We start from the raw sequence: 25,374 nt of genomic DNA on the forward strand, positions 1-25,374 counted from the left end.
GCGCCTCGGTAAAACGGCTCTTCCGCATTCGTCTACTCCTTCAGGGTTGGGCAGACTCTACATCATGGTGAGAAATTTCGCGGGGGGCAGGTCAAAAGGAAGTGTAAAGCTGCCTTAGCGTTGACTTGGAGACAAAGTATCTTTGCCGTTTGAATAAACGTAAGTGCTGACAAATAAGCTTCGTTTTTCTGCCAACATTTTTTTCGCGCTACAGTTTGAACCGAATTTTGATATGCCTGCTGGCAAACGTTTACGGAAATAGAACATCCGGCCTCTACGCATCAGGTAGGGGCCGGCTCGATATTTGGGTTTTCGACGGTGGTTTCCGCGGGCTGAAACGCGACGCTGCTGGGCATAGCGCGCAAGGCCATGTGTCACACCCTGTGTCACAGTCTCAGAATGCTGTGACACACATGGCGTGCCAGACTTGGTTAAGTCTTTGTTATTTCGAGTGTGAGAAAGAAAGTTGGCTGGGATGGTAGGATTCGAACCTACGGTACACTGTACCAAAAACAGTTGCCTTACCACTTGGCTACATCCCAACGTGTGGGCGTAATTAGTCCGGAGTGCGGGGGGGTGCAATACCTTTCTGGAGAAAAAGTGGGGAGAATCTCGGAATTTATTCTTGAGCCGTGTTTGGGGCAGAGCAGGCTGTGTTCTATTGGGGAGGATCAGCGGGGTCGCTCGGCCGCAGGGGGCCTATTGCCGCTGTATGTCTCGCTGCTGATATCCTGCATCCGGGCGAACACGTGATCGCGCGACAGGGGGGACGTGGGGGCGCACCGCCGCCGTCCCCCTCGCTTCAAGGGTGCAGTATGNGTCGCGTGCGAGGNCTGTCAGCCTTCGCAGTTGATCAAGATCGCACCGGCGCGGGCACCGGCTTCGACGGCTTCATGGGCNTTGACCGTGTCTGACAGCGCGAATGTCTGCTCGACCGGGCAGTGCAGCGCCCCTTCGGCCAAGGCTTGATGGGTTTTCTTGATCGCGAGGGTACGTTCGGCCTCGGTCAGCAGGTAGACGAGGATGATGTCGATGGTNACNGCNTTAAAGAGCAGGGGCAGGAAGGGGAGCGTCGGCTCCATCACCTTGGCAGAGCCATAGGCCGCGATGCGCCCGTTGGGTTTGATCACCTCTGCATCCAGCGCGATATTGGCCCCGAATTCGACCTCGATGATCTGGTCGACGGGGGCACCACCGTTGGCATCAAGCACCTGNTGCGCCAGATCGGGGGNGCTATAGTCCAGCACGACCTGNGCGCCTGCGGATTTTGCGCGCTCGNCCCCGTTGGCTCCGGTGGTGGCGATAACGCGCGCCCCTGCCCAGGCGGCGAATTGCACNGCNAGATAGCCGACGGTGCCNGCGCCCCCCTGGATAAGCAGCGTTTGCCCCGCGACATCACCGCCGTTGAACACGGCGTGGGCCGCGGTCAGCCCGGGGATGCCAAGGCTGGCGGCAGTGTCAAAGCTCACGTCATCGGGCAGCGGGACGGCCTGCGCTTGCGGCAGGGCGATATGGGTCGCGGCAGTGCCGAAGGGGCGCTGCCATTGACCGTTCCAGATCCAGACGCGCTGTCCCACGCGGGCTTGGTCCACACCGTCGCCCACGGCCTCGATCACGCCGGCACCATCGCTATGCGGGATCACTGTCTCGAAGGGGGGATGGGTCATGCCGGGGCGCCCGCGGCGGGATTTCACATCGGACGGGTTGACGCCCGACACGGCCAGCCGCACCAGCACCTCGCCCGCAGCGGGGGNAGGGGTTGGCATCTCGGTCAGGGTCAGCACGTCGCGTGCTTCGCCAAGGGTGGAATAGGTGACTGCGCGCATGAGAGCTCCTGATCATGGGGACGGTGTTGTGTCACCTAAGCGCAAGACCGCGGCATGTGCAATTGCGCGGTCAGTCGCGTAGCTCTTTCGGGCCCACGCCCCAGAGCCGCGCTTTGGGGGCCCAGCCTTTATAGCCGCCGACCCNCAGGAAACACCATTCAAGGTCGCAGGCNCCGAGCCGCGCGATCACGCCCAGTTCAAGCTCTGCCTCGACGGGGGCTTTGGGGTCGGGGCGGACAAGCAGCTGCANACGGTCNTGTTCCACCAGAACGGTGCGCGTGCCCGACAAAAGCGAATAATGCACCCAGCCGCCCATACCGTCGCGGTCTTCGACGCGGCGCCAATGGCCATGCTCTGCCGTGATGCGNAGGGGGAGGTCGCGATGTTTGAACACCCAATCGATCCGGTGCGTCAGCGACGGCCCGCGCCGCACGTTCCCCTCGCTCGCTTTCATGGACACGAAACGGGGCACCGGCAGGTTGGTCACCTGGCCGACCTCTTGCGCGAAAACCGGGGTGGTGCACAGGTGAACGGCTGCAAGGGCGCCCAAAAGGACGGAACGTAACATCGGTTTCATGACTGCCTGTCTGGTCTGTTGCCGTTGATTTAATGCAGTTTTGCCCTGCGAGGTTCTTGTGCCTCGTCTCTGCTTGGGACACCATGCCACCAAGCACAGTGCAAAGCCATATTTGGGAGGCCCACAATGTCAAAGCAACCGCTAAGTGTTGTAGTCACGCGACGGTTGCCGGAAGTCGTCGAAAAGCGATTGACGGAACTGTTTCATGTGACGTTGCGCGCGGATGACACGCCGATGACCCGCTCTGAACTGGGCGAGGCGATGAAAACTGCGGATATTCTGGTGCCCACCGTGACCGATGAAATCGACGCGGCACTGATCGGGCAGGCGGGGGACCGGCTGAAACTGATCGCGAACTACGGGGCGGGGGTCGATCATATTGACGTGATGACAGCGCGGCANCGCGGGATTCTGGTGTCCAATACCCCCGGCGTGCTGACGGAAGACACCGCCGATATGACCATGGCGCTGATTCTCGCGGTCACACGGCGCATGTCCGAAGGCATGGCNCAGATGCAAAAAGGCGATTGGCAGGGCTGGGCCCCGACTGCGCTGCTTGGCGGGCGCGTCAGCGGNCGCCGTTTGGGTATTCTGGGGATGGGCCGCATTGGTCAGGCCGTCGCNCGGCGCGCGGCTGCCTTTGGCATGCAGGTCCACTACCACAACCGCCGCCGTCTGCGCCCCGAGATCGAAGAGAGCCTTGGCGCGACCTATTGGGAAAGCCTTGACCAGATGGTGGCCCGCATGGACGTGATGAGCATCAACTGCCCGCACACCCCCAGCACCTTCCATCTGATGAACGCCCGCCGNCTGAAGCTGATGAAGCCCGACGCGGTGATCGTAAACACCTCCCGGGGGGANGTGATCGACGAAAACGCGCTGACGCGGATGCTGCGCGCGGGCGAGCTGCAAGGCGCAGGGCTGGACGTGTATGAACACGGCACCGACATCAACCCGCGCTTGCGCGAGCTGACCAATGTCGTGCTCTTGCCGCATATGGGGTCTGCGACGCTCGAAGGGCGGGTAGAGATGGGCGAGAAGGTCATCATCAACATCAAGACCTTNGAAGACGGGCACCGTCCGCCGGATCAGGTCGTNCCCTCGATGCTTTAGGNGCAGCGCCGGTGCGGTTCAATTTGCGCTGGCGCTAAAAACAAGTAGGTTGACCCCGAGCACCGGAACGGGGAGGGGACCATGCTTGCACATCACATCGTAAAGTACATCGGGCGGACCTGCACAGCCATCGCCNTAGGTGGTTTTGTAAGCGGGGCCGCTTTCGCGCAACAGGCCGCCGATAGTGTCGCGCCCGAAGGTGCNAGCCAAGGCAGCTTTACCGGCATGTCGNCGCGGATCACCGCCGCCTTCGAGGCTAAGGATGCGGGCAAACCCGTCATCGCCCNGAACTGGATGGTCGCCGCCGCCAACCCTNATGCGGTTCAGGCGGGGGCGGATGTGCTGGCACGGGGNGGCACCGCNGCCGATGCGCTGGTCGCCGTCCAAGCGATGCTGGGGCTGGTGGAGCCGCAAAGCTCTGGCCTGGGCGGCGGGGCGTTTCTGGTCTGGTATGACGCCGCATCGGGCANGCTGACCACGCTGGACGGGCGCGAAACCGCGCCGCTGGCAGTGACGCCGCAANTGTTTCAGGACGACCNAGGTGTCCCGCTGGGGTTCTTTGACGCCGTCGTTGGCGGGCGGTCGGTCGGTACGCCGGGCACCCCTGCGTTGATGGCCGCAGCGCATGAGAAATGGGGCAACCAGCCCTGGGCCGAGCTGCTGGCCCCCTCTGTCGCATTGGCCGAGAAGGGCTTTGCCGTGTCCCCACGTCTTGCGGGGCTGGTGGCTGATGACGCCGAACGGCTGGCAACGTCGGAAACGACAGCATCCTATTTCATGCCGAACGGCACGCCGGTTCAGGCAGGCGATACGCTCAAGAATCCCGATTATGCCCGCACGGTTGCAGCGCTGGCGGAACGCGGGGCNNANGCTTTCTATACCGGNGACATNGCNCGCGACATCGTGGNGNCNGTNCAAGGGGCCACCAACCCCGGTGTGCTGTCAGAGGTCGATCTGTCGATCTATCGGGTCAAGGAACGCGACGCCCTTTGCGCGCCCTATCACGGGCATGAGGTCTGCGGCATGGGGCCGCCGTCCTCTGGTGCGTTGGCCGTTGGGCAAATACTGGGGCTGNTGGAAAACGCGGACCTGAGCGCCGGACCGGCGGACGCAGATGTGCTGCGGCTGATCGGCGATGCCTCGCGGCTCGCCTTTGCGGNTCGGGGGCGCTATGTGGCCGATACCGATTATGTGCCGGTGCCGGTGACCGGTATGCTCGATCCATCCTATCTGGCGGAGCGCGCCAAGCTGTTGCAGGGCGACGATGCGCTGCCNGAAGTCACCGCGGGCGCGCCCGCTTTNGNCCATGCCCTNAACTTTGCCGATGATATCTCTATCGAGCTGCCGTCGACCTCGCATGTGTCGATCGTGGACAGCATGGGCAATGTCGCAAGNATGACCACCACCATCGAAAACGGCTTTGGGAGCCGCCTGATGGTGCGCGGGTTTTTGTTGAACAACGAGCTGACGGATTTCTCTTTCCGGTCGCATACCGATGGCGTGCCGATTGCCAATCGGGTCGAGCCGGGAAAACGCCCGCGCTCGTCGATGGCACCGACGATTGTGATGAAAGATGGCGCGCCGGTTCTGGCCGTGGGCAGCCCCGGTGGCAGCCGCATCATCGGCTATGTCGCGGGCGCGATCATCGCGCATCTGGATTGGGGGATGGATGTGCAACAGGCCGCAGCGCTGCCCCATGCGATCAACCGGTTCGGCCCCTACGACCTTGAGGAAGGCACNGACGCCGCCGNGATGGCCGATGCGCTGACCGGCCTTGGCTACGAGGTGAACACCCGCGCGCTGACCTCGGGGTTGCATATGATTTCGATTGGCGATGATCTGCGCGGCGGGGCTGACCCGCGCCGCGAAGGCATCGCCCTTGGCGAGTGATCGCCCATTCTGAACCAAAGGAAAGACCATATGGCACAGGCCACCGACATGCCCCGCAACGAGACCGGGATCGACACCGCTTTGGGTATCCTCAAGCAGCAATTCGGCGAACGCTTTCAGACGGGGGACGCGATCCGCGAACAGCACGGGCATACGACGACCTGGATCAGAAATCAGGCCCCCGATGCCGTGGTCTTTGCCCGCTCGACCGACGATGTCGCGGCTGTGGTCAAGGTCTGCGCCGCGCATAAGGTGCCGGTCATCGCCTTCGGCACCGGCACTTCGCTTGAAGGGCATGTGAATGCGCCGGCGGGGGGCGTGTCGATTGACGTCACGCAGATGGACGCGGTGGTCGAGGTCAACGCCGGCGATCTGGATTGCCGTGTGCAACCCGGCGTCACCCGCGAGGCGCTGAACACCCATTTGCGCGATCAGGGCCTGTTCTTTCCCATTGATCCCGGGGCCAATGCCTCGCTTGGCGGGATGACGGCGACGCGGGCCTCGGGCACCAATGCGGTGCGCTATGGCACGATGAAGGACAACGTTCTGGCGGTCGAGGCGGTGATGGCCGATGGCACGGTGATCCGCACCGGCGCACGGGCGCGCAAATCATCCGCCGGATATGATCTGACGCGTCTGATGGTGGGCTCTGAGGGGACATTGGGCGTGATCACCGAAATCACGTTGAAGCTGCAAGGCATCCCCGAGGCGATCAGCTCTGCCCGCTGTTCCTTCCCCTCGGTCGAGGCGGCCTGTGAAACCGTGCAAAGCGTGATCCAATACGGGCTGCCCGTCGCACGGATAGAGCTGCTGGACGCGATGGTCGTGCGCGCGGTGAATGGCTATGCCAAACTGTCGCTGCCCGAAACGCCGATGTTGCTGCTGGAGTTCCACGGCTCTGACGCCGGTGTGGTCGAACAGACCGAGACATTCGCCGCACTCGCCGATGAAAACGGTGGCACCGACTATCAGGCGACCACCACGATGGAGGAACGTAACAAGCTGTGGCAAGCGCGGCACGATGCCTATTGGGCAATCCTAGCCCTGCGACCCGGCTGCAAAGCGGTTGCGACCGACGTTTGTGTGCCGATCTCAAGGCTGGCCGAAGCGGTCGGGCGCGCGAACGCCAAAGCGGCGGAGCTGGGTCTGATTGCGCCCATCGTCGGCCACGCAGGCGATGGCAATTTCCACGCCTCGCTGCTGCTGGATATGGACGACGCGGATGAAGTCGCCCGCGCCGAAGGCTTCATTAGCTGGCTCAACGAGCTCGCGATCTCGATGGAGGGGACATGCACGGGGGAGCATGGCATCGGACAGGGCAAACGCCCCTATCTGGTCAAGGAACTAGGAGCGGCCGTGGGCGTCATGGGCGCGATCAAACAGGCGCTCGACCCCGATAACATTATGAACCCGGGCAAGATTCTTCCCGAATTCCTGGCGTAGTCGGGGCGGCGCGGGCGGTATATCGATCCCTGCCACAGGCAGGGATGCGATGCCTCCGGCGGGGATTTTTAACCATTTGGAAGCGGCCTACGCGCGAGTTTTTCGACGTTGGTCGCATTTGTGCTGTCTTTGGTCGGCTGGGTTCTGCGTTTTGCGCGGGGACTGCTAAATGTCGCTAAGACCTATTCTGGCGGAGCATTGGATTCATGAAAACTCAAGTCAAAGCACTGGTTGTGGGCGGCGGCGCCGTTGGCACGTCGATTGCCTATCATCTGGCCCGCGCCGGATGGGACGATGTGATGTTGCTTGAGCGGGACGAGCTGACCTCGGGGTCTACATGGCACGCGGCGGGGTTGCTGCCCTATTTCAACATGTCCTATGCGACGACCCACATCCACGACTATTCAATCAAGTTCTACAAGACGCTTGAGGAAGAGACCGGCCTGAACGCGGGCTTTGCCGTGGTCGGGAACCTGCGCATGGCGCAGACGGACGAACGCATGGACGAATACATGCTCTATGCCTCCACGGCAGAGACCTGTGGCGTGCCCTACACCTTCATGACGCCTGATGAGATCAAGGCAAAATGGCCGCTGATCAAGACCGACGATCTGAAAGGCGCGCTGTATCACGATACCGACGGCTACATTAACCCTGCCGATGTCACCATGGCGATGGCTAAGGGTGCGCGACAGCGCGGCGTGATGATTGAACGCAGGTGGCAGGCGGATGCCTTTCACTGGAATGGCGCGGCGTGGGAGGTTACCGTCACCAAGATGGTCGAGAAGGGCGGGAACCTTGTCCCCTCGGACGAGCAGGTCGTGATCACCGCGGAGCATGTCGTTACCGCCAGCGGCAACCACGCGCAGCGCACCGCCAAGATGCTGGGCATCAAGATGCCTGCTATTCCGGTCGAACATACGTTTATCGTGATGGATCAGGACCCCGAGCTGGTCAAATGGCGCGCCGACGGCAATCCGGAGCACCCGGTTGTGCGGGACGCCGACAATGAATCCTACGCGCGCGAGGAACGCGGCGGCTGGATTTTGGGCATTTACGAGCACGGCGCGCCAGCTCGTTTTGAGTACGGCGTACCGGACAGCTTCCGGGCCGATCTTTTTCCGCTGGATCTGGACCGGATTGCGGATCAGTACATGGCGATGGCCGAGCGTGTGCCGTCTTGTGCGGACTCCGGGCTCAAGGACGATTTCAACGGGCCAATCTGCTATACGCCCGACGGCAACCCGCTGGTTGGTCCGGCACCCGGCCTGCGCAACATGTGGCTGGCTGAAGGGTTTTCCTTTGGGATCACAGCGGCAGGTGGCACGGGATANTACCTTGCGCAGATGATGGTNGAGGGNGAGGCCGAGATCGACATGGCNTCGCTNGANCCCAANCGNTATGGCCAGAACTGGATGACCACNGAATATGNNGCGCGCAAGAACGAAGAANNNTANGAGCACGTCTATATCCTGCACCACCCGGATGAGGAGCGCCCNGCGTGNCGNCCNTTGCGNACCTCGCCNGCCTATGACCGNCANGCNGCNCGTGGCGCACAGTTCGGCCATGTGAACGGNTGGGAACGCCCNAACTACTTTGCGCCNNTGNGNTTNNANGANCACGNCAGCCGGTCCTTCCGGCGCGGCGGCTGGTGGCAGCATGCGGTCGATGAGGCCAAGGCGATCCGCGAGGGCGTGGGCCTGATCGATGCGACCGCCTTTACCAAACATCTGGTCAAGGGGCCGGGGGCCACTGCCTTTCTGGATTGGTTCACCTGCAACAAGCTGCCCTCNGTCGGGCGNATCAACCTGACCTATGCGCTGACGATCAACGGCACCACGCGCACCGAATANACCATCGTGCGNCTNGCTCAGGATGAATANTANCTTGTGTCCGCCGGGGCCTGGACGGCCTATGACAGTGATTTCCTGCGCAAGGCCATCGCCGATAAAGCGCCNGAATTCGGNTATATCGAATGTCATGACGTGACCACNCAATGGGGTGTCTTTGCCATNGCNGGNCCNAAATCGCGCGANGTNNTNAAAGANGTCATCAAGGACGCGGACCCCGAGACGGTGCTGAGCAACAAGCGGTTCCCCTGGCTGACCATGCGCAATATCGAGCTGGGGATGGTCCCNGTCCGNGCCATCCNCGTCGCCTATACCGGAGAGCTCGGCTGGGAGCTGCACCACCCGATCGAGATGCAGAACCACCTGTTCGATCTGCTGGAGAAGGCGGGNGAGAAACACGGGATGAAACTGGTNGGCGCGCGNGCACAGAACTGGCTGCGGCAAGAGAAATCCTACCGCGCTTTCGGCAATGAACTGGGCCGCGATGCCACCCCGCTNGAGGCCGANCTGCCGCGCTTTGTCGACCTGTCCAAGGACTTCCACGGCAAGGACGCAATGCANGCCCANGGNATNCGCAGCAAATGTGTNACCTTGNTGATCGACGGGCCCGACGACGCCGACCCTTGGGGCCGCGAAGTGCTGTATCACGGCGACACCCGCGTTGGTCGTCTGACCTCGGGCGGGTATTCGGTGGCCTTCGGGAAATCCATCGGCATGGGCTACGTCAAACCCGACATCGCGGAGGTCGGCACGAAGCTGAAGGTCAAGATGTTCGACCAGCTATGGGACGCCGAAGTGGTGGAGGACAGCCCCTACGACCCGAAAAACGCAACGATCCGNGTGGATGGGTGACGCTTGAACCTAGTCGAGCGGCGGCATGCTCTGCCGCTCGGCCATGCGCTGCCGGTGATGCTCCAGATACGCAGGGTCGGGCAGGAACCGTTCTGGTAATTGCAACCTTTTGGAGGCCCCGACAGCTAGTTTGCGTTTAGAGTCAGCGGGCAAATCATCGGCCATGATCATGCGGTAATCATCGTCAAAACTGATCAGATGTCGGTCAAAGGCGCGATCATGAAGGGCGTTCAGGCAAATGCCATTTTCGGGGTAGAACCGTTGAGCATCGTCCTCTTGCCACCCGACGATATGGCTTGCGGTCAGCAGGCGNGNATCGTCGATACCCNTTAGTGCACAGCGAGAGCGATAGTTGTTCAGGATCATCTCGCGGAAGAAGCTTTGTCCGCGTCGCTGCACAACAGTACGTTCGGTGACTTCGGCTTGCTTAGCGATCCAGTTTGCCTGCCGCTGCTCGGAAAAACCGGGTGTCTGCTGGGGTGACGGCAAGATCTGCGCTTCATAGGCATTAAATACGATAGAGGGGTCTTGCCGGAACCGCGCCCAGACTTGCCGGTCCATCGCAGAAAGGTTGCCAAGCCCCCTTTGCGGCAGTGTGTCATCCAGCGCGGCAAGATTGGACAGTTTCATTGCCACGGCCGATGGCGTGCGTCCGATCCGTTCTGCCATNCGGATGATCTGCGGTGTGCCGGAATGGAACTTGCCAAAAGGAAGCCGCANATACAGTGACAAAGCCTCAGTGACCTCGTCTTCGGTCCAATTTCGACGTGTCGTCATATACCTGCCGTTTTCGCTCGGAAAATCCTGCCAGGCTCAATTTATAATTGCAATGCCAAATGTCTTGCTCTGCTAGATTGTGGCGGCGATCTACCGCACCTGACGCCGCGCGAGCCAGTTGTCCCAGCTGCTGGGGCTACCGGCATAGACGTTGATGTCGATGTCGCCGGCGGCTCCGGGGATGCGGCCGGTGCTGGTGTATTGCCAGAAGGTCCAGCGCTCATTGGGGTATTTCTCGGACGGGTGGGCGGCGGTGGAGCGGAGCCAGAATTCAACACCGCGCAGACGCCCCATGTCATTCTGGGCATAGAACTCCGGCGTGGTGTAGACGACGGGCTGCTGCCCGTAATGCGCGCGCAGGATGCTTAGAAAGGTCTGCGCGTTGCGGCGGACGGTATCGGCGGGCGGGCGCAGGGTGCAGGTGGGGGAAAAGGGGTTCCACTCCAGATCCAGCACGGGGGGCAGCATACCTGCGGTCTTGGGCACGTTTTCGATGAACCAGCGGGCCTGCTTCTCGGGCGTCGTGCAGAAATAATAGAAGTGATAGGCCCCGCGGGCGACACCGGCGCGGCCGGCACCCTCCCAGTGGTTCTGGAACATCGGGTCCAGCAGATCGCCGCCTTCGGTGGCTTTGATGAAGGCGAAGTTCACGCCGGAGACGCGGGCCTCGCCCCAGTTCAGCGGTTGCTGGAAGCGCGCCACATCGATGCCGTGCACCGCATAGCGGTCGGGGCTTTGGCCGGGCCAGTCGAACGGCTTGCGGTCGCCGAAATTGGCCGCCGTCACATCCCCCACAGGGACAGAGAGTTGCGGCGCACCACAGGCCGAAAGGGCAAGGGCAGAAAGGAGGGCAAGAACGCGAAGTCGGGGCATAGGGTCACGGCTTTCGTGCGATAAAGGCCAGATTATTGGCGGGCATGTCGATCCTGTCGATCGGGCTTAGTGCAGCATCGCTGAGCCAACGTGTGATGTCGACCGTATCCTTGTACCCGATCGCAGGATCGGCGGTGCGCAGCTCGGCGTCGAATTTCGCATCTCCGTCGGAGGTGAGCACACCCTCGCGGCGGAACGGACCATAGAGGATCAACGTGCCACCGGCGGCGAGCGCAAGCGCGGCTTCGGTGATGAGCATCTGTGCGGCCTCTGTCGGGATCAGATGCAGCAGGTTGGCGAGGAAGATCAGGTCTTGCGGTGGCAATGGCTTGTGCCAGCCCGTCGCCGTGGCATCCAGCGGGGCGGCGGGGGCGACGTTGGTCAGCCCGGCCTCGGCGATATAGGCGTCGATGCTGGCGCGGCGGTCGGGGGCGGGCTCGGTCGGCTGCCAGTGCAGATCGGGCAGGGCGCGGGCGAAGGCGGCGATATGCTGCCCCGTCCCGCTGGCAATCTCGAGCGCGCGCCCTGTCTGAGGTGCGTGGTCACGCAGCAGGTCACACAGGGCGTCTTTGTTCCGGTCGGCGGCGGGGGCGTGCAGCATGGCACCGCGGGTGGGCAGAGCGACGCTGGCGCTTGGGGGAAGCTTGGCTGTCATGCGCGCAGCCTATCGGGGCGCAGTGCCTCGACCACCGGATCGGGCAGCGAGGGGGCGTTTCCGAGGGTCAGATCGGCCACCAGTTGCGAGGCGGCGGCGCTGGTCTGGAAACCGTAGCCGCCTTGTCCCGCGCTCCAGATAAAGTTGGTCTGGGCGGGATCGGGGCCCAGCACCAACGTGCGGTCCACGGCAAAGCTGCGCAGCCCCGCCCACGTTGCGATGGGTTTCGTCAGCGGCACGGCGACCATGTTCTGATACCGCTCCAATCCCTCGGCCAGCACCATGTCGTCGGCCCATGCGTCCTGCGGTTCGGTCGCGTCCTCATCGGCGGGCGAGATCAGCAGCGCGCCCGCGTCGGGCTTGGCGTACCATGTTTCGCCCACGCCAAAAAACATCGGCCAGTGCGACAGGTCATGCCCGTCCGGTGCCGCAATGCGGGCCATGGACCGGCGGTAGGGGGTGATGCCGATGGGGGGCACACCGGCCAGAATGGCGATCTGGTCGGCCCAGGCTCCGGCGGCGTTGACCAGTTTTGCGGCGTGATAGATGTGCGGGCCTGCGGTGACCTTCCACGTATTGCCCGTGCGGGTGATGGATGTGACGGGATGCCCGGTTTCGATCCGTCCGCCATTGCCGCGCAGTTCTTTGGCGAAATCCTGCAGCAGACGGTCGGTATCAATATCATGGGCGTCAGCGTGGTAGCCAGCAAAGGCGATGCGCTCGGCGGCCAGGATCGGCACAAGGCGCAGGGCATCATCGGGGGTGATCTGTTCGACCCCCATATGGGCGAGATCGCTGTGAAACGCCTCTTCCTCGTGGCGGTCGGCGATGATCATCAGGCCGCGCGGGGACAGGTAGCCGCCGTCGCGCAGATAGCCGACGGTGGCCTTGTTCAGCGCCTGCACAGAGGGGGCGCCGTAATTTTCTTCGATCAGCGCGGCCGACCGGCCAGAGGCGTGATAGCCAAGCGCTTTTTCCCCTTCGATCACCGTGACTTTTGCATCACCGGACAGGCGCGCCGCGGCAGAGATGCCCGCGATGCCGCCGCCGATCACAAGGATATCGGATGTGTTTTCTGTCATAGCTGCCCCCTGTCCCTTGCACTGGTTTCACGCAGGTCTGTCCCGCCGACCCCAAGCTCTTTGCTTATGGGTGACATGGGCCGGTGGGACGTGCAACCGCGCGGTTAGGCATCGGTCTTGCCGCGCGCGGTGGCGCGACCATAGGCGGGGCGCGCGTGGATCATCTCGACAAAGCCAGCGAGTGCGGGATAATCCTTGGCGCGGCCCTGCTGCATCGCGATCTCTGCCGGAAAGCTGAGCATGATATCCGCCGCCGACAGCGTATCTTGCACAAAATGCCCCGAGGCCCGCACACGGCTGTTCATGTAGCTATAGTGGTTGTCCAGTTCAGACGAGATGCGCGGATGCAGCGGCGCACCGGCGTCGCCCAAACGGCTGANATAGAGGTTCAGCAGGATCGGCGTCATCGCGGACCCTTCGGCGAAATGCATCAGTTCAAGGTGCTGCANATAGGCGGCGCTGTCACGATCGGGGATCATCTGCGGCGCGAAACGGGTGCAAAGCANCTCGGTGATGGCCGCGCTCTCGGCGATCAGCGTGCCGTCGATCTCGACCATGGGGGATTTGCCCAAGGGGTGCACGAGCTTTAGCTCGGGCGGGGCGAGGTTGGTCTTGGCATCGCGGGTATAGGNNATGACATCATAAGGCGCGCCGATTTCTTCGAGCAGCCACAAAATGCGATGAGAGCGGGACCGGTTCAGGTGGTGGATTTTGATCATGACGCTGATGATAGCGTGTTNCAGGCGGATGGGTAGTGGGCATGCATNCCCCGCGCCGTATTTGACNAGCGGCGCGGGGGGCTTCAGGTCAGGTCAGACGGTGGCGCAGCGCGGGCAGGCGCGACAGGATCAACACATCGACCGCCAGCACGCTCAGCAGCACGGCCCCTGCCANGGGGAAGGCCATCGACACGAACAGCCCGACCAGCACGGCACCNTGCCACAACGGCAGCTCTGACGGCATGGGCGGGGCGGACAGGCGGCCAGCGGCGGTAGGGCGACGCTTCCACCAAAGCACCAGCGCACTGACGCAGAGGAACAGGACCGACAGGCAGACCAGTGTATTGGCCAGCACGCTCAGCAGCCCCAAGGTGCCCATGTGCAGCGCAATCCCCACTGCCATGGCTTTGCCCGCAAGCGAATAGTCGGCATAGCGCACATCGGCGAGGATATTGCCGCTGTGCTGGTCGACATGCACGGTGCGGTCCGACATCGGGTCGGTGCTGTCGGTGTTCATGGAATCGCGGCTCAGCGTCCAGACGCCGGTATCGTCCTGCGGCAGGTTCATCTGATAGCGCGCGTCAAAGCCGATCTCGCGCGCCAATGCATCGATTCTGTCAATCGTGACGGCCCCTGCAATGCCCGCCTCCCCAGCCGCGCTGCCAGAGGCAGGCATCTGCGTTTGTTCCAGCGCCCAAGGCACCTCGCGGCGGTGGTGGTTCATGCTGGCGTGGATGTCGTCCGATAGGGGCACGGCATCCCATTTCTCGGCGGGGAACTGGCTCCAGGCTTGCACCATCTTGCCGCCCCAGATGCTCGCCCAGGACAGGCCCGAGATCAGGAACAGCACCAGAAATGCCGATACCCAGATGCCCACAACACCATGCAGCGATTTCCACATCGCACGGCCCTGGCTGAAACGCGGCACCAGCGTCCCGCGCCAGCCTGCACCACGCGGCCACCACATATAAAGCCCCGTGGCNATCAGCACCAAGGCGATCGAGGCCGCGGCTTCTATCATGCGNTCACCGGTCACCCCCAGCATCAGATCACTGTGGATGCNATCCGCGAAATCNTACCAGCCGGACCGNCGCGGAAAGCTCTCGATCACCTTGGCCGTATAGGGATCAACCGCAACCATCACCGCATCNCCATCGTGGTCCACGCGGAACAGGGCCGCCAGATCAGGCGCGCGTGGGGCCACATATTGCACCAGCGTGCCGCCGGGCACGGCCTCGACCGCGGCTTGCGACTGTGCCGAGACTGACAGGGCGGTTTCCTGCACGGTCACCGGGGTAAATTCACCGTCGCGCCCGTCGATCCAGGCGATCCACAGCATCGCCATGCCGGTTATGGCGAGNANCGACANAAAGGGCAGNACGAACAGCCCCGCATAGAANTGCCANCGCCATGCAGCAAANTAGAGTTTGTTCACGCCGCCGTCGGGCTGCGTGGTTTGGGTAGGGGTCGTCATATGAGGGCTCCAAGCCTAAGGGCCTGCATCATCGGCAGGCGGAAAGAATGAACANNTGGGATNGNNGTTCAGACTTGGGGCGGGGCGCGGGTCAGCCGGCTGGGGTCAGGCTTGCGTGTGTGCAGCAGCCGTTTCGCNACAAAGCGCAGGGTNTGCGTTTTCTCAAGCACGGGAACGGGCAGGCCGGNGACCGCTTCGGGNAGCNCCATGGCACCGATCAGACGGCAGGTCTTNCAATCGGCCATATTGCCNGAGTGCGGGCTATCACCGGTGCCGCAGAGGTCCGCCAGCGCGCCGCCATTGGCAACATAGGCTTGCAGCTCGGGCGACAGGNCTACGGGCGCGAAACGATGCGCAAACCCCGATGTCGCAAGCGACAGCAGCACCAGAACGGTGGCAAGCAGCTGGCAGGGGAAGGCGGGCANAAAGCGCATGTGNCTTCTGTAGGCAGCTTGGTCGCNCCNCACCAGATGCGTTTTGTCNCNAGACGGGGCACCGCGNTGATTTCGCAACAAAAAAGGCCCCGCGGATGCGAGGCCTTTGATCGTGTCAGGTCAGTGTCCGGCTTAGTTCGGAATGTCGCCCTTGATGCCTTCGACATAGAAGTTCATGCCCGCCAGCGTGCCGTCATCGGCGGTTTCGCCTTCCGCCAGGAAATCGGAACCGTCCTGCTTTTTCAGCGGGCCGGTGAACGGGTGGTAGGACCCATCCGCGATCGATGCTTTCAGCGCCAGCGCTTCTTCTTTTACGTCGGCAGGAACTGCGTCCGTAATCTCGCCGATACCAACCATGCCGGCACCGATGCCGTCCCATGTGTCTTTGCTTTCCCATGTGCCATCCATGACCGCTTTGGTGCGGGCGATGTAATAGGGGGCCCAATCGTCAATGATCGACGAGACGCGCGGCTTGGGCGCGTATTGCGCCATGTCGGACGCCTGACCAAAGGTGATCACGTCACCCGCTTCTTGCGCCGCTGCCTGAGGTGCTGTGGAATCGGTGTGCTGCAGGACAACATCGGCACCCTGTTCGATCAGAACCTTCGCGGCGTCTGCTTCTTTGGCGGGGTCAAACCATGTGTAGGCCCAGACGATCTTGAACTCGACATCGGGGTTCACCTTCTTGGCGTGGATATAGGCCGAGTTGATGCCCCGGATCACTTCGGGGATCGGGAAGGAGCCGATATAGCCGATAATGTTCGATTTGGTCATCTTGCCCGCGATGTGACCCTGAATGGCGCGACCTTCGTAGAAACGCGCGGAATAGGTCGACACGTTGTCGGCACGCTTGTAGCCGGTGGCGTGTTCGAATTTCACATCCGGGAATTTGCCCGCGACGTTGATGGTGGGGTCCATATAGCCAAAAGACGTGGTAAAGATCAGGTCCGCGCCGTCCAGCGCCATCTGCGTCATCACACGCTCGGAATCGGGGCCCTCGGCCACGTTTTCAACAAAGACGGTTTCGACNGCGTCGCCGAATTCTTTCTCGACTGCCAGACGNCCCTGGTTGTGTTCATAGGTCCAGCCGCCATCGCCGACGGGNCCAACAAAGACAAANCCGACTTTGGTCTTGTCTTGGGCATATGCGCCGCCCGCAAGCCCNAGCGCCAGTGCCGCGCTGGCCATAAGTGTGGTGAATTTCATANCGTAGTCCCCTGAGTAACGCGCCTTTTATCCGGCGCTTGAAGATAGGCCCCTAGTGAGAGGCGTGGAAAGTGCGGCCCAGCGATGCCGGNGCAGCGCTTTTATCCGCGGAAAGGATCACCAGCACAAGGATGGTGATGANGTAGGGCGACATTGCCAGATACTCGACCGGAATGGCAACGCCCGCGCCTTGCAGATTCAGCTGAAGCTGCGTGATACCGCCAAAAAGATAGGCACCCAGNAACAGCCGCCAGGGCTTCCANCTGGCAAAAACCACCAGCGCAAGGGCGATCCAGCCCACACCGGCGGTCATGCCTTCTGTCCATTGNGGCACACGGATCAGGCTGATGTAGGCCCCGCCCAGACCGGCACAGGCCCCGCCGAACATGATCGCCAGCGTGCGGATGCGCACCACTTTGTAGCCAAGGGCGTGGGCCGCCTCGTGGCTTTCGCCGACAGCGCGCAGGATCAGCCCCATGCGGGTGAATTTCAGCANTGCCCAAACGGCGACGACCAGCGCAAAGCCCANGTACAGAATGATNTCATGGGAAAAGAAGATCGGCCCGATGACGGGGATGTCATGCAGCGGGCCAAAGTTCACATCCGGCAGACGCGGTGGTTTGATCCCGACATAGCTTTGCCCCAGCAATGCCGAAAACCCCAGCCCGAACAGCGTCAGGGCCAAGCCCGATGCGACCTGATTGGCCAATGTGATCTGCGTCAGGAAGGCGAACAGNAGGCTCAGCAACGCGCCCCCTAGGGCCGCGGCGGCAAAGCCCAACAGGGGCGATCCGGTTTCAACGGCNGTNGCAAANCCGCAGATCGCGCCGATGATCATCATCCCTTCGACCCCAAGGTTCAGCACGCCGGATTTCTCGACCACCAACTCGCCCAAAGCGGCAAAGATCAGTGGCGTCGCTGCCACCAGAAAGCCCGCGACAAAGAGCACCGGATTGATTGCAGACAGATCCATTACGCGACCTCCGTCCGGCCAAGGCGCAGCCGGTAATGGGTGAAAAGATCAAAGGCGAGCAGGAAGAACAGCAACATCCCCTGAAACACCTGAATGGCGGCGGCAGGCAATCCCAACTGGCTTTGCGCGATGTCACCCCCNATATAGGTCAGCGCCATCAGACCACCGGCCAGCAGGATACCCACCGGNTGCAACCGCCCCAGAAAGGCGACGATGATCGCGGTGAACCCGTAGCCCACGTTGAAATCGATGGTGATCTGNCCCGCNGGGCCCGCGACCTCGAACATCCCTGCCAGACCNGCCAGCANACCCGACATGCCCATGCAGAACAACACCAGCCGCGTCGGGTTCACGCCGGAAAANCGCGCCGCCCGCGGTGCCTCTCCGGTCACGCGGATGGCAAAGCCCAACCGGTGCCGCGCCANTAAGACATAGGCAAANATCACCGCGATCAGGGCGGCAACCACCCCCCAGTGCATNCCCGATCCCGCGANCAACTCGCCATTATGGGCCGATGCATATTGCTGCAGGTTGCGGCTGCCCGGAAAGCCGAAGCCTTCGGGGTTTTTCAGCAACCCAAGGCTGACAGAGGCGAGGAACTGTTCCGCCACATAGACCAGCATCAATGACACGAGGATCTCGTTCGTCCCGAATTTGACCTTGAGCACGGCAGGGATCATGGCCCAGACCCAACCGCCAAGCGCGCCTGCAAGCACCATCACCGGAAAGATAAAAACACTCTCNGCGGGGTAGAAGGCCAGACCTGCACCGGCACCGCAAATGGCCCCCATGATGTACTGGCCCTCGGCCCCGATGTTCCAGATCCCCGCCTTGAACCCCAGCGACAGGCCAATGGCGATCAAGACCAGGGGTGCTCCTTTCACCAGCAGTTGCGGGCGATAGTAAAAGGCGAAATCGCCGAACAGCGGCTCCCAGAAAATCGTCATGATCGACGCCACAGGGTCTTTGCCAAGCACNGCGAACAGCGCGCCGCCAAAAACCATCGTGGCAATCACCGCCAGAACCGGCGTTGCATAGGAAAACGCCCGGCTGGCCTGCGGCCGTTTCTCAAGCCGCATCATGCCGCGCCCCAGTTCTTGTCATCTGCTTCATTTTGCAANGNAAACTCCACGGGGGTGTGGGGGTGTGAAACCCCCGCAAGCNACGCGTCAAACATGCGCCACCTCCATCCCGTGGGCNCCGCCCATCATCAATCCGATCTCGTCCACCGTCAGCCCTGCCGCGGCNCGCGGCTCCGANAGGCGGCCCTCGTTCAGCGCGGCGAAGCGGTCCGAGATTTCCATCAGCTCGTCCAGATCCTGACTGATCACGATNACNGCNGTGCCATTNTCGGCCAGATCCAGCAGCGCCTGCCGGATCGCCGCCGCGGCAGAGGCATCGACCCCCCATGTGGGCTGNTTGACCACCAGCACCTGCGGATTTTGCAACACCTCGCGGCCGATGACGAATTTTTGCAGGTTCCCGCCNGACAGCGANCGCGCGGCATTNCCGGGGCCGGGGGTGCGCACGTCGAAATCNGCGATGATACGTTCGGCAAACCGTTTGGCGGCGGGCCAGTTCAACATGCCGCGNCGCTCCAGCTTTTCGCGCACGGCACCGGTCAGCATCGCGTTCTCGGTCAGGGACATATCAGGGGCGGCGGCATGGCCAAGCCGTTCCTCGGGCGCGGTCAGGATACCCAGACGGCGGCGCGCGGTGGGGCCAAGCTGGCCCACGTCCTGACCCTCGAACCCGATCATGCCAGCGGCGGTCGGCAGCTCGCCCGACAGGGCCGACAGCAATTCATCCTGCCCGTTGCCCGCCACGCCACCGATGCCCAAAATCTCGCCCGCGCGGACTTGCACGGTGATGTCACGCAGCGGCATGCCAAAGGAACTGGGCGAGGGCGCGGACAACCCCCTCAGGTCCAGCTTCACNGCGCCGGGGGTCTTGCCNGCNCGNGTCGGNGTCTTGAGCGTGCTGCCCACCATCATTTCNGCCATATCCCGTGCCGTNGTCTCTGACGGGGTGCAATGGCCTACCACTTTNCCCAATCGCAGGATCGTGGCGCTGTCACACAGGCTGCGGATCTCTTCGAGCTTGTGCGAGATATAGAGGATCGCGGTGCCCTCGGCGCTGAGCTTGCGCAGGGTTTTGAACAGGATTTCAACCTCTTGCGGGGTCAGAACGCTGGTGGGTTCATCCATGATCAACAGTTTGGGGTCTTGCAGCAGGCAGCGGATGATCTCGACCCGCTGGCGTTCACCGGCCGAAAGGTCGCCGACGATGCGGTCGGGGGCCAGCGGCAGGCCGTAGGCCTCGGACACGTCGCGAATCTGCTTGCTGAGGGTGCGCAGCTTGGGCGCGTTCTCCATCCCCAGGGCGATGTTTTCGGCCACGCTCAGTGCGTCAAACAGCGAGAAATGCTGGAACACCATGCCCACACCGGCGGCGCGTGCGGCGCGGGGCTCGTGCGGGGCGAAACTGGCTCCGTGCATCTGCATCGTGCCGCTATCGGGTTTGACCAGCCCATAGATCATCTTGACCAGCGTCGACTTGCCCGCGCCGTTTTCCCCCAGCAGCGCGTGGACCTCGCCCGGCGCGATCCGCAATGACACGTCATCATTGGCGACAACACCGGGGTAGGCTTTGGTCAGCCCGGAAAGCGCCAGAAGGGGCGTGTCGGTCATGCGCAGCGTTCCTTTTGTGTCAAACGAACCTGTTTATTCGTGCGGGCGGGTTCAAATTGCAAGAGTTGCGTGGCCACCCCAAGCGCAATCGCTTGAGGATGCTTGCCAAATTGCCGCGCGCCGATGGGGCAGGTGATGCGGGCGATCTGTTCGGGGGCATGGCCAAGGGCGGCCAGACGGCTGCGAAACCGCGCCCATTTCGTGTCTGACCCGATCAACCCGCCAAAGGCGAAATCGCGTTGCAGCAAGCGGTGGCAGAGCTCCAGATCGTCGTCATGGGCCGGTGTCATGATGAAATGCGCAGCGTCATCTTCANCGCTGTGCAGCGCGGCACCCCAAGGGGCATCGACGCCGCTGACGCCCTNNGGNAGATCGTCCAGATACCCGGGGCGCGGGTCGGCGAGTNTGACGCGAAACTGCGGNAGCGGGGCCAGAATACGCGCCAGCGCGCTGCCNACATGGCCNGCGCCGTGAATGACCACCTGNCGCGAGGGCTGCCACAGCGGCTCTGCCANCCAGCCNCCGTGCAGGGTAATGGCGAGCGGTGTCGTGCTGCCACTGGCACGGTCGATCTTGGCGCGAAAACTGTCNGCAAGGGGCGGGGCCGCAGGATCGACAGCACGCAGGTAGATGTCGGGGTAGGTGTCGGGCAGGGCTTCGACTGTGGCGGCGTCGAAACGCTCTGTCACCACTGTCACCGCCCCGCCGCAGCATTGGTTCATCGCGGGGCCAAGGGCGGCGCGGGTCAGCTTGCTGCGCGGGCCACCNGCGAGCATGGNNGCGGCANCGCGCATCGATTGCAGCTCAAGCTGGCCGCCGCCGATGGTGCCGGACGCACCGCCCGCCCAGACCAGCATCGACGTCCCCGCCGGACGCGGGGCAGAGCCTTTGACCTGCACCAGAACGATGCGCGCCACCGTGCCATGCGCGGCAACGGCCTGCGCCAGGGCTGCGCGGTCAAAGGGCATTGCGGGCCTTCCCGATGGCGGTCAGTACAGCTTCGGCCGTGGCGGGTGTTTGCAGGTCGCCAAACCCGTCCCCACAGGCGCTCACCGCATCCGACAGCGCCATGAAGGCCGAGATGCCCAGCATCAGCGGCGGCTCCCCCACCGCTTTTGACCGGTAGATCGTCTGCGCGGGGTTGGGTTCGTCCCAAAGCGCCACGTTGAACACATCGGGCCGGTCCGAGATGGCGGGGATTTTGTAGGTCGACGGCGCATGGGTTTTCAGCGTGCCTTTGGCATCCCAGACGAGTTCCTCGGTCGTGAGCCAGCCGGCCCCCTGCACATAGCCGCCTTCGATCTGGCCGATGTCCAACGCGGGGTTCAGCGATGCGCCCGCGTCATGCAGGATGTCCGCGCGCAGAATGCGGTTTTCGCCCGTCAGCGTGTCGATCACCACTTCGGTGACGGCTGCGCCATAGGCAAAGTAGAAGAACGGGCGGCCGCGGCCCTTGATGCGGTCCCATTCGATTTCGGGCGTCTTGTAGTAGCCGGTGGACGACAGCGACACGCGGTTTTCATAGGCGGAAGCGGCGGCTTGGGCAAAGCTGATCACCTCTTCCCCGATATGAACCTGCCCATCAGCAAAGCGTATCTGGTCAGCGGCGGTCTGATACCTCTCGGCCAGATGGTCGGCGATGCGGTCGCGGATCGTGTCGCAGGCCGCTTGCACCGCCATGCCGTTCAGGTCCGTCCCCGAAGACGCCGCCGTGGCCGAGGTATTGGGCACCTTGCCGGTATCCGTTGCAGTGATCTTGACGACCGAGAGGTCAACGCCAAAGCGACTGGCGGCGACCTGCGCGACCTTCTGGAACAGGCCCTGACCCATTTCAGTGCCGCCGTGGTTCAGGTGGATCGACCCGTCCTGATAGACATGCACCAACGCCCCCGCCTGATTAAGGTGGGTGAGGGTGAAAGAGATGCCGAACTTGACCGGCGTCAGCGCGATGCCGCGTTTCAGAACCGGCTGCGTCGCGTTCCAATCGGCAATGGCGGCGCGGCGGGCGGCGTAGTCTGATGTCTGGGCCAGCCGGTCGGTCAGCGCGTTGATGATACAGTCCTGCACCGGTTGGTGGTAGGGTGTGGTTTGCAGACCTGTGGGCTGGGGTGGCGTGCTTTCCTGTGGTGCGGGCGGTGCCCCGCGAGAGGCAAGATCAGCCTCGGTGTCATGGGGCAGGGCGCGGTGGTCATGGGCCTGTCCGCTTGCGTCAGGCTGCATCACATCGGCGTAGAAATTGGCGCGCCGCACAGCCAGCGGATCAAACCCGAGTGACTGCGCGATATGGTCCATGACCCTTTCGATGCCCACGATCCCCTGTGGCCCGCCAAACCCACGAAACGCCGTGGCGCTTTGCGTGTTGGTGCGCAAGCGATGCGAGGTGATGCGGATGTTATCGAGGTGATAGGCATTATCCGCATGCAGCATCGCACGGTCGGCCACGGGCAGGGACAGGTCCATCGCCCAGCCACAGCGGGTGTAATGGGTGAAATCCAGCGCCGAGATGCGGCCAGTGGCGTCAAAGCCTACGGTATAGTCGATGCGGAAATCGTGGCGTTTGCCTGTGACGATCATATCGTCATCGCGGTCATAGCGCATTTTGCAGGGGCGTCCCGTGCGCGCGGCCGCGACGGCACAGGCCACGGCGAGCGCATTGCCCTGACTTTCCTTGCCACCAAAACCACCGCCCATGCGCCGCGTCTCTACCCGCACGGCGTGCATCGGCGTGCCAAGCGCCTCTGCCACCTTGTGCTGGATCTCGGTCGGGTGCTGGGTCGAGGAATGGACAACCATGTCGCCATTATCTTGCGGCAGGGCGAGGGCGGCCTGACCTTCGAGGTAGAAATGCTCTTGCCCGCCGATATTGATCGTCCCGCTCAGAGTTTGGGGGGCGGTGGTCAGCGCGGCTGTGGCATCGCCTTTTTGGTAGATGCGGGGGCCATCCTCGAACCGTGCATCGGCGGCCAGCGCCTCTTCGATGGTGAGTATCGGGGTGGTCGGGGTGATGTCCACCGCCCCAAGCCGCGCGGCGTGGCGGGCGGCAAGGTGGGTTGTCGCGATGACCATGAACACGGGTTGGCCTGCATAATGCACCGCATCCGTGGCGAGCAGGGGTTCGTCATGGTTGGAGGGCGATACGTCATTGTCAAACGGCAGATCTGCCGCCGTCAGTACGGCCACCACACCGGGGGCAGCAGCGACATCGCGCAGGTCCATGCCGTTGAGCGTGCCCGCGGCCACCGTGCTCAGGCCAAAGGCGATGTGCAGCGTTGTGGCCGGTGTCGGGATGTCGTCAACGTAACGCGCAGCCCCCGTGACATGGAGCTTGGCTGCATCATGCGGGAGGGGTTTGGCAACGCTCATGCTGTCACCTCGTGCAGGTTCGTGGGCAGGCCGTTCAAATCACGCAGATAGCGCAGCAGCAGGTTCTGGGCGGTCAGCAGGCGATACTGCGCCGAGGCGCGCATGTCGGTCATCGGCTGATAATCCAGCGCCAACGCATCCATCGCGCGGCGGATCGTAGCCTCGTCAAAAGGTTGATTGATCAACAGCGCTTCGGTTTGGCTTGCCCGTTTCGGTGTGCCTGCCATGCCGCCAAAGGCGATGCGTGCGTCTGTGATCACATCGCCCGCGCGTATGATGTTCATGCAGCCGCACAGCGCCGAGATGTCTTGATCGAAACGTTTGCTGATCTTGTAGCAGCGCAGGGTGTCGTCGCTGCCGATGGGGAGTTTCGGCACGGTGATCGCCTCGACAAATTCTCCGGGGGCGCGGTCCTGTTTGCCGTAGTCGATAAAAAAATCCTCAAGCGGCAGGCTCCGGCGGGTGTCGCCGTGACGCAGGTGCAATGTTGCCCCCATCGCGATCAGCGCCGGAGGGCCGTCCCCGATGGGCGAGCCATTGGCGATGTTGCCCCCGATGGTGGCCGCATTGCGCACCTGCGCCGAGCCATACCGCCGGAGCATCGCGCCCAAGCTGGGGTAGAGCGGGGCAAAATGCGCGGTGAGCGTGGCAAGGGTGGTCGCTGCGCCGATGCGCCAGTGATCCCCGCCATCGGTGACGCCGCGCAGGTCGGGGATCTGGTTGAGAAACACGACCGGCCCCAGATCGCGGAATTGTTTAGTGACCCAGAGGCCGACATCCGTTGCCCCCGCAATCAGGGTCGCATCGGGGTGATCGGCGTACCAGTGGGCCAGTTCATCCGTGGTCGTGGGGCGCGAGGTCGCAGGGGGCTGTCCGCCCCCGTCCGGCTGCGCCGGCCCCCCCGAGGATTTAAGGCCATCTGGAAGTTTGAGGTTGCGCAGGTGGGCGGGCACGGGGGCGGCCTCGGCGGCTTTGGCGGCGCGAATGATTGGGGCGTAACCGGTGCAGCGGCACAGGTTCCCGGCGAGCTGCGTGTCGTGGTCCGTGGCCCCGTTGAGATGGTCGGTGGCCATGGTGACGGCAAAGCCCGGCGTGCAAAAGCCGCATTGGCTGCCGTGATAGTCTACCATGGTCTGCTGCACGGGATGCAGGCTGCCGTCAGGTGCCGAGAGCCTTTCGACGGTGGTGACGGATTTGCCGTTGATCTGGGGCAGGAACAGGATGCAGCCGTTCAGGGCGCGGTGGCCTTGGTCGTCGCTGATCATGACGGAACAGGCGCCGCAATCGCCTTCGTTGCAGCCTTCCTTGGTGCCGGTCAGATGTCGGGTTTCGCGTAGCCAGTCCAGCAGCGTCATGGTGGGGGAGACGCCGGTCAGTGACACGACTTCCCCGTTGAGGAGAAAAGTGATGTCCATAGGGTTCGTTCCGCCGCGGTACCTCAGCCCGTGATCTGCGCGGCGTTCGATGCGACGTAGAACGCGGCGCGGGCAAATGTTGAACGAGGCTAGGCGGGGGCAAGGGGGCTTGGCAAGAGATTTCGTGGCGTCCTGCGCTCAAGGGCCTGTCGTGTTGCTGGA

The 25,374-nt window shown here is 62.9% G+C and carries 18 protein-coding genes, 1 tRNA gene and 1 pseudogene; 4 read left to right on the top strand and 16 right to left on the bottom strand.

The window, feature by feature from the left end; translation table 11 throughout:
• Positions 1 to 467: 467 nt before the first annotated feature.
• The 3 genes from CBB63_RS16030 to CBB63_RS16040 all read right to left on the bottom strand — a co-directional run bounded on the left by CBB63_RS16030 (position 468) and on the right by CBB63_RS16040 (position 2,403).
• Positions 468 to 542 (bottom strand) — tRNA-Gln (locus tag CBB63_RS16030).
• Between the two features lie 294 nt (positions 543 to 836).
• Positions 837 to 1,826: an NADPH:quinone reductase gene (locus tag CBB63_RS16035; protein ID WP_286699863.1), complete on the bottom strand. Its 990-nt coding sequence runs from the start codon at positions 1,824 to 1,826 to the stop codon at positions 837 to 839.
• 70 nt (positions 1,827 to 1,896) lie between these two features.
• Complete coding sequence (locus CBB63_RS16040) at positions 1,897 to 2,403, bottom strand: SH3 domain-containing protein (RefSeq protein ID WP_286699864.1); 507 nt, start codon at positions 2,401 to 2,403, stop codon at positions 1,897 to 1,899.
• A 126-nt stretch (positions 2,404 to 2,529) separates the two neighbouring features.
• On the opposite strand from CBB63_RS16040, the gene CBB63_RS16045 reads away from it, so the two are divergent.
• The 4 genes and pseudogenes from CBB63_RS16045 (at position 2,530) to CBB63_RS16060 (ending at position 9,551) form a co-directional block, all read left to right on the top strand.
• Positions 2,530 to 3,516: a 2-hydroxyacid dehydrogenase gene (locus CBB63_RS16045; RefSeq protein ID WP_286699865.1), complete on the top strand. Its 987-nt coding sequence runs from the start codon at positions 2,530 to 2,532 to the stop codon at positions 3,514 to 3,516.
• An 81-nt stretch (positions 3,517 to 3,597) separates the two neighbouring features.
• Positions 3,598 to 5,406 (top strand): gamma-glutamyltransferase, encoded by a 1,809-nt coding sequence (gene ggt, locus CBB63_RS16050; protein ID WP_286699866.1) that lies wholly within the window; start codon positions 3,598 to 3,600, stop codon positions 5,404 to 5,406.
• 30 nt (positions 5,407 to 5,436) lie between these two features.
• Positions 5,437 to 6,849 (top strand): FAD-binding oxidoreductase, encoded by a 1,413-nt coding sequence (locus tag CBB63_RS16055; protein ID WP_286699867.1) that lies wholly within the window; start codon positions 5,437 to 5,439, stop codon positions 6,847 to 6,849.
• Between the two features lie 206 nt (positions 6,850 to 7,055).
• Positions 7,056 to 9,551 (top strand): annotated as a pseudogene (locus tag CBB63_RS16060) (GcvT family protein).
• 9 nt (positions 9,552 to 9,560) lie between these two features.
• On the opposite strand, the gene CBB63_RS16065 reads toward CBB63_RS16060, so the two are convergent.
• The 13 genes from CBB63_RS16065 to xdhA form a co-directional block, all read right to left on the bottom strand.
• A complete protein-coding gene (locus CBB63_RS16065; protein WP_286699868.1) occupies positions 9,561 to 10,328 on the bottom strand; it encodes an HNH endonuclease in 768 nt (255 codons plus the stop codon).
• Positions 10,329 to 10,418: 90 nt separating this feature from the next.
• Positions 10,419 to 11,201 carry a glycoside hydrolase family 25 protein gene (locus CBB63_RS16070; protein WP_286699869.1) on the bottom strand — a complete coding sequence of 261 codons (783 nt, stop codon included), beginning with the start codon at positions 11,199 to 11,201 and terminating at the stop codon, positions 10,419 to 10,421.
• Positions 11,202 to 11,205: 4 nt separating this feature from the next.
• Positions 11,206 to 11,856 carry a DUF938 domain-containing protein gene (locus tag CBB63_RS16075; protein WP_286699870.1) on the bottom strand — a complete coding sequence of 217 codons (651 nt, stop codon included), beginning with the start codon at positions 11,854 to 11,856 and terminating at the stop codon, positions 11,206 to 11,208.
• On the bottom strand, positions 11,853 to 12,938 hold the full coding sequence (locus tag CBB63_RS16080) for an NAD(P)/FAD-dependent oxidoreductase (RefSeq protein ID WP_286699871.1): 1,086 nt from the start codon (positions 12,936 to 12,938) through the stop codon (positions 11,853 to 11,855). Before CBB63_RS16080 ends, CBB63_RS16075 begins: the two co-directional genes overlap by 4 nt.
• Before the next feature lie 104 nt (positions 12,939 to 13,042).
• On the bottom strand, positions 13,043 to 13,657 hold the full coding sequence (locus CBB63_RS16085; protein ID WP_286699872.1) for a glutathione S-transferase family protein: 615 nt from the start codon (positions 13,655 to 13,657) through the stop codon (positions 13,043 to 13,045).
• A gap of 88 nt (positions 13,658 to 13,745) precedes the next feature.
• Positions 13,746 to 15,131, bottom strand: coding sequence for a PepSY-associated TM helix domain-containing protein (locus CBB63_RS16090; RefSeq protein WP_286699873.1), 1,386 nt, complete (start codon positions 15,129 to 15,131; stop codon positions 13,746 to 13,748).
• A gap of 566 nt (positions 15,132 to 15,697) precedes the next feature.
• Entirely contained in the window at positions 15,698 to 16,771 is a 1,074-nt protein-coding gene (locus tag CBB63_RS16100; protein WP_005852062.1) for a BMP family ABC transporter substrate-binding protein, read from the bottom strand.
• Positions 16,772 to 16,823: 52 nt separating this feature from the next.
• Positions 16,824 to 17,744 carry an ABC transporter permease gene (locus CBB63_RS16105; protein WP_286699875.1) on the bottom strand — a complete coding sequence of 307 codons (921 nt, stop codon included), beginning with the start codon at positions 17,742 to 17,744 and terminating at the stop codon, positions 16,824 to 16,826.
• Positions 17,744 to 18,826, bottom strand: coding sequence for an ABC transporter permease (locus CBB63_RS16110; RefSeq protein WP_286699876.1), 1,083 nt, complete (start codon positions 18,824 to 18,826; stop codon positions 17,744 to 17,746). Before CBB63_RS16110 ends, CBB63_RS16105 begins: the two co-directional genes overlap by 1 nt.
• A gap of 87 nt (positions 18,827 to 18,913) precedes the next feature.
• The gene (locus tag CBB63_RS16115; protein WP_286699877.1) at positions 18,914 to 20,434 is read right to left on the bottom strand and encodes an ABC transporter ATP-binding protein; all 1,521 of its coding nucleotides are present in this window, start codon (positions 20,432 to 20,434) and stop codon (positions 18,914 to 18,916) included.
• Positions 20,431 to 21,402 carry a xanthine dehydrogenase accessory protein XdhC gene (gene xdhC, locus CBB63_RS16120; protein WP_286699878.1) on the bottom strand — a complete coding sequence of 324 codons (972 nt, stop codon included), beginning with the start codon at positions 21,400 to 21,402 and terminating at the stop codon, positions 20,431 to 20,433. Before xdhC ends, CBB63_RS16115 begins: the two co-directional genes overlap by 4 nt.
• Positions 21,392 to 23,797: a xanthine dehydrogenase molybdopterin binding subunit gene (gene xdhB / locus CBB63_RS16125; protein WP_286699879.1), complete on the bottom strand. Its 2,406-nt coding sequence runs from the start codon at positions 23,795 to 23,797 to the stop codon at positions 21,392 to 21,394. Before xdhB ends, xdhC begins: the two co-directional genes overlap by 11 nt.
• The gene (xdhA, locus tag CBB63_RS16130) at positions 23,794 to 25,212 is read right to left on the bottom strand and encodes a xanthine dehydrogenase small subunit (RefSeq protein ID WP_286699880.1); all 1,419 of its coding nucleotides are present in this window, start codon (positions 25,210 to 25,212) and stop codon (positions 23,794 to 23,796) included. The genes xdhB and xdhA overlap by 4 nt, the downstream gene beginning before the upstream one ends.
• Positions 25,213 to 25,374: the final 162 nt, after the last annotated feature.

The organism is Sulfitobacter sp. TMED3 (assembly GCF_002167505.1).
In the GTDB taxonomy this organism is placed as follows: Bacteria; Pseudomonadota; Alphaproteobacteria; order Rhodobacterales; family Rhodobacteraceae; genus Sulfitobacter; species Sulfitobacter pontiacus.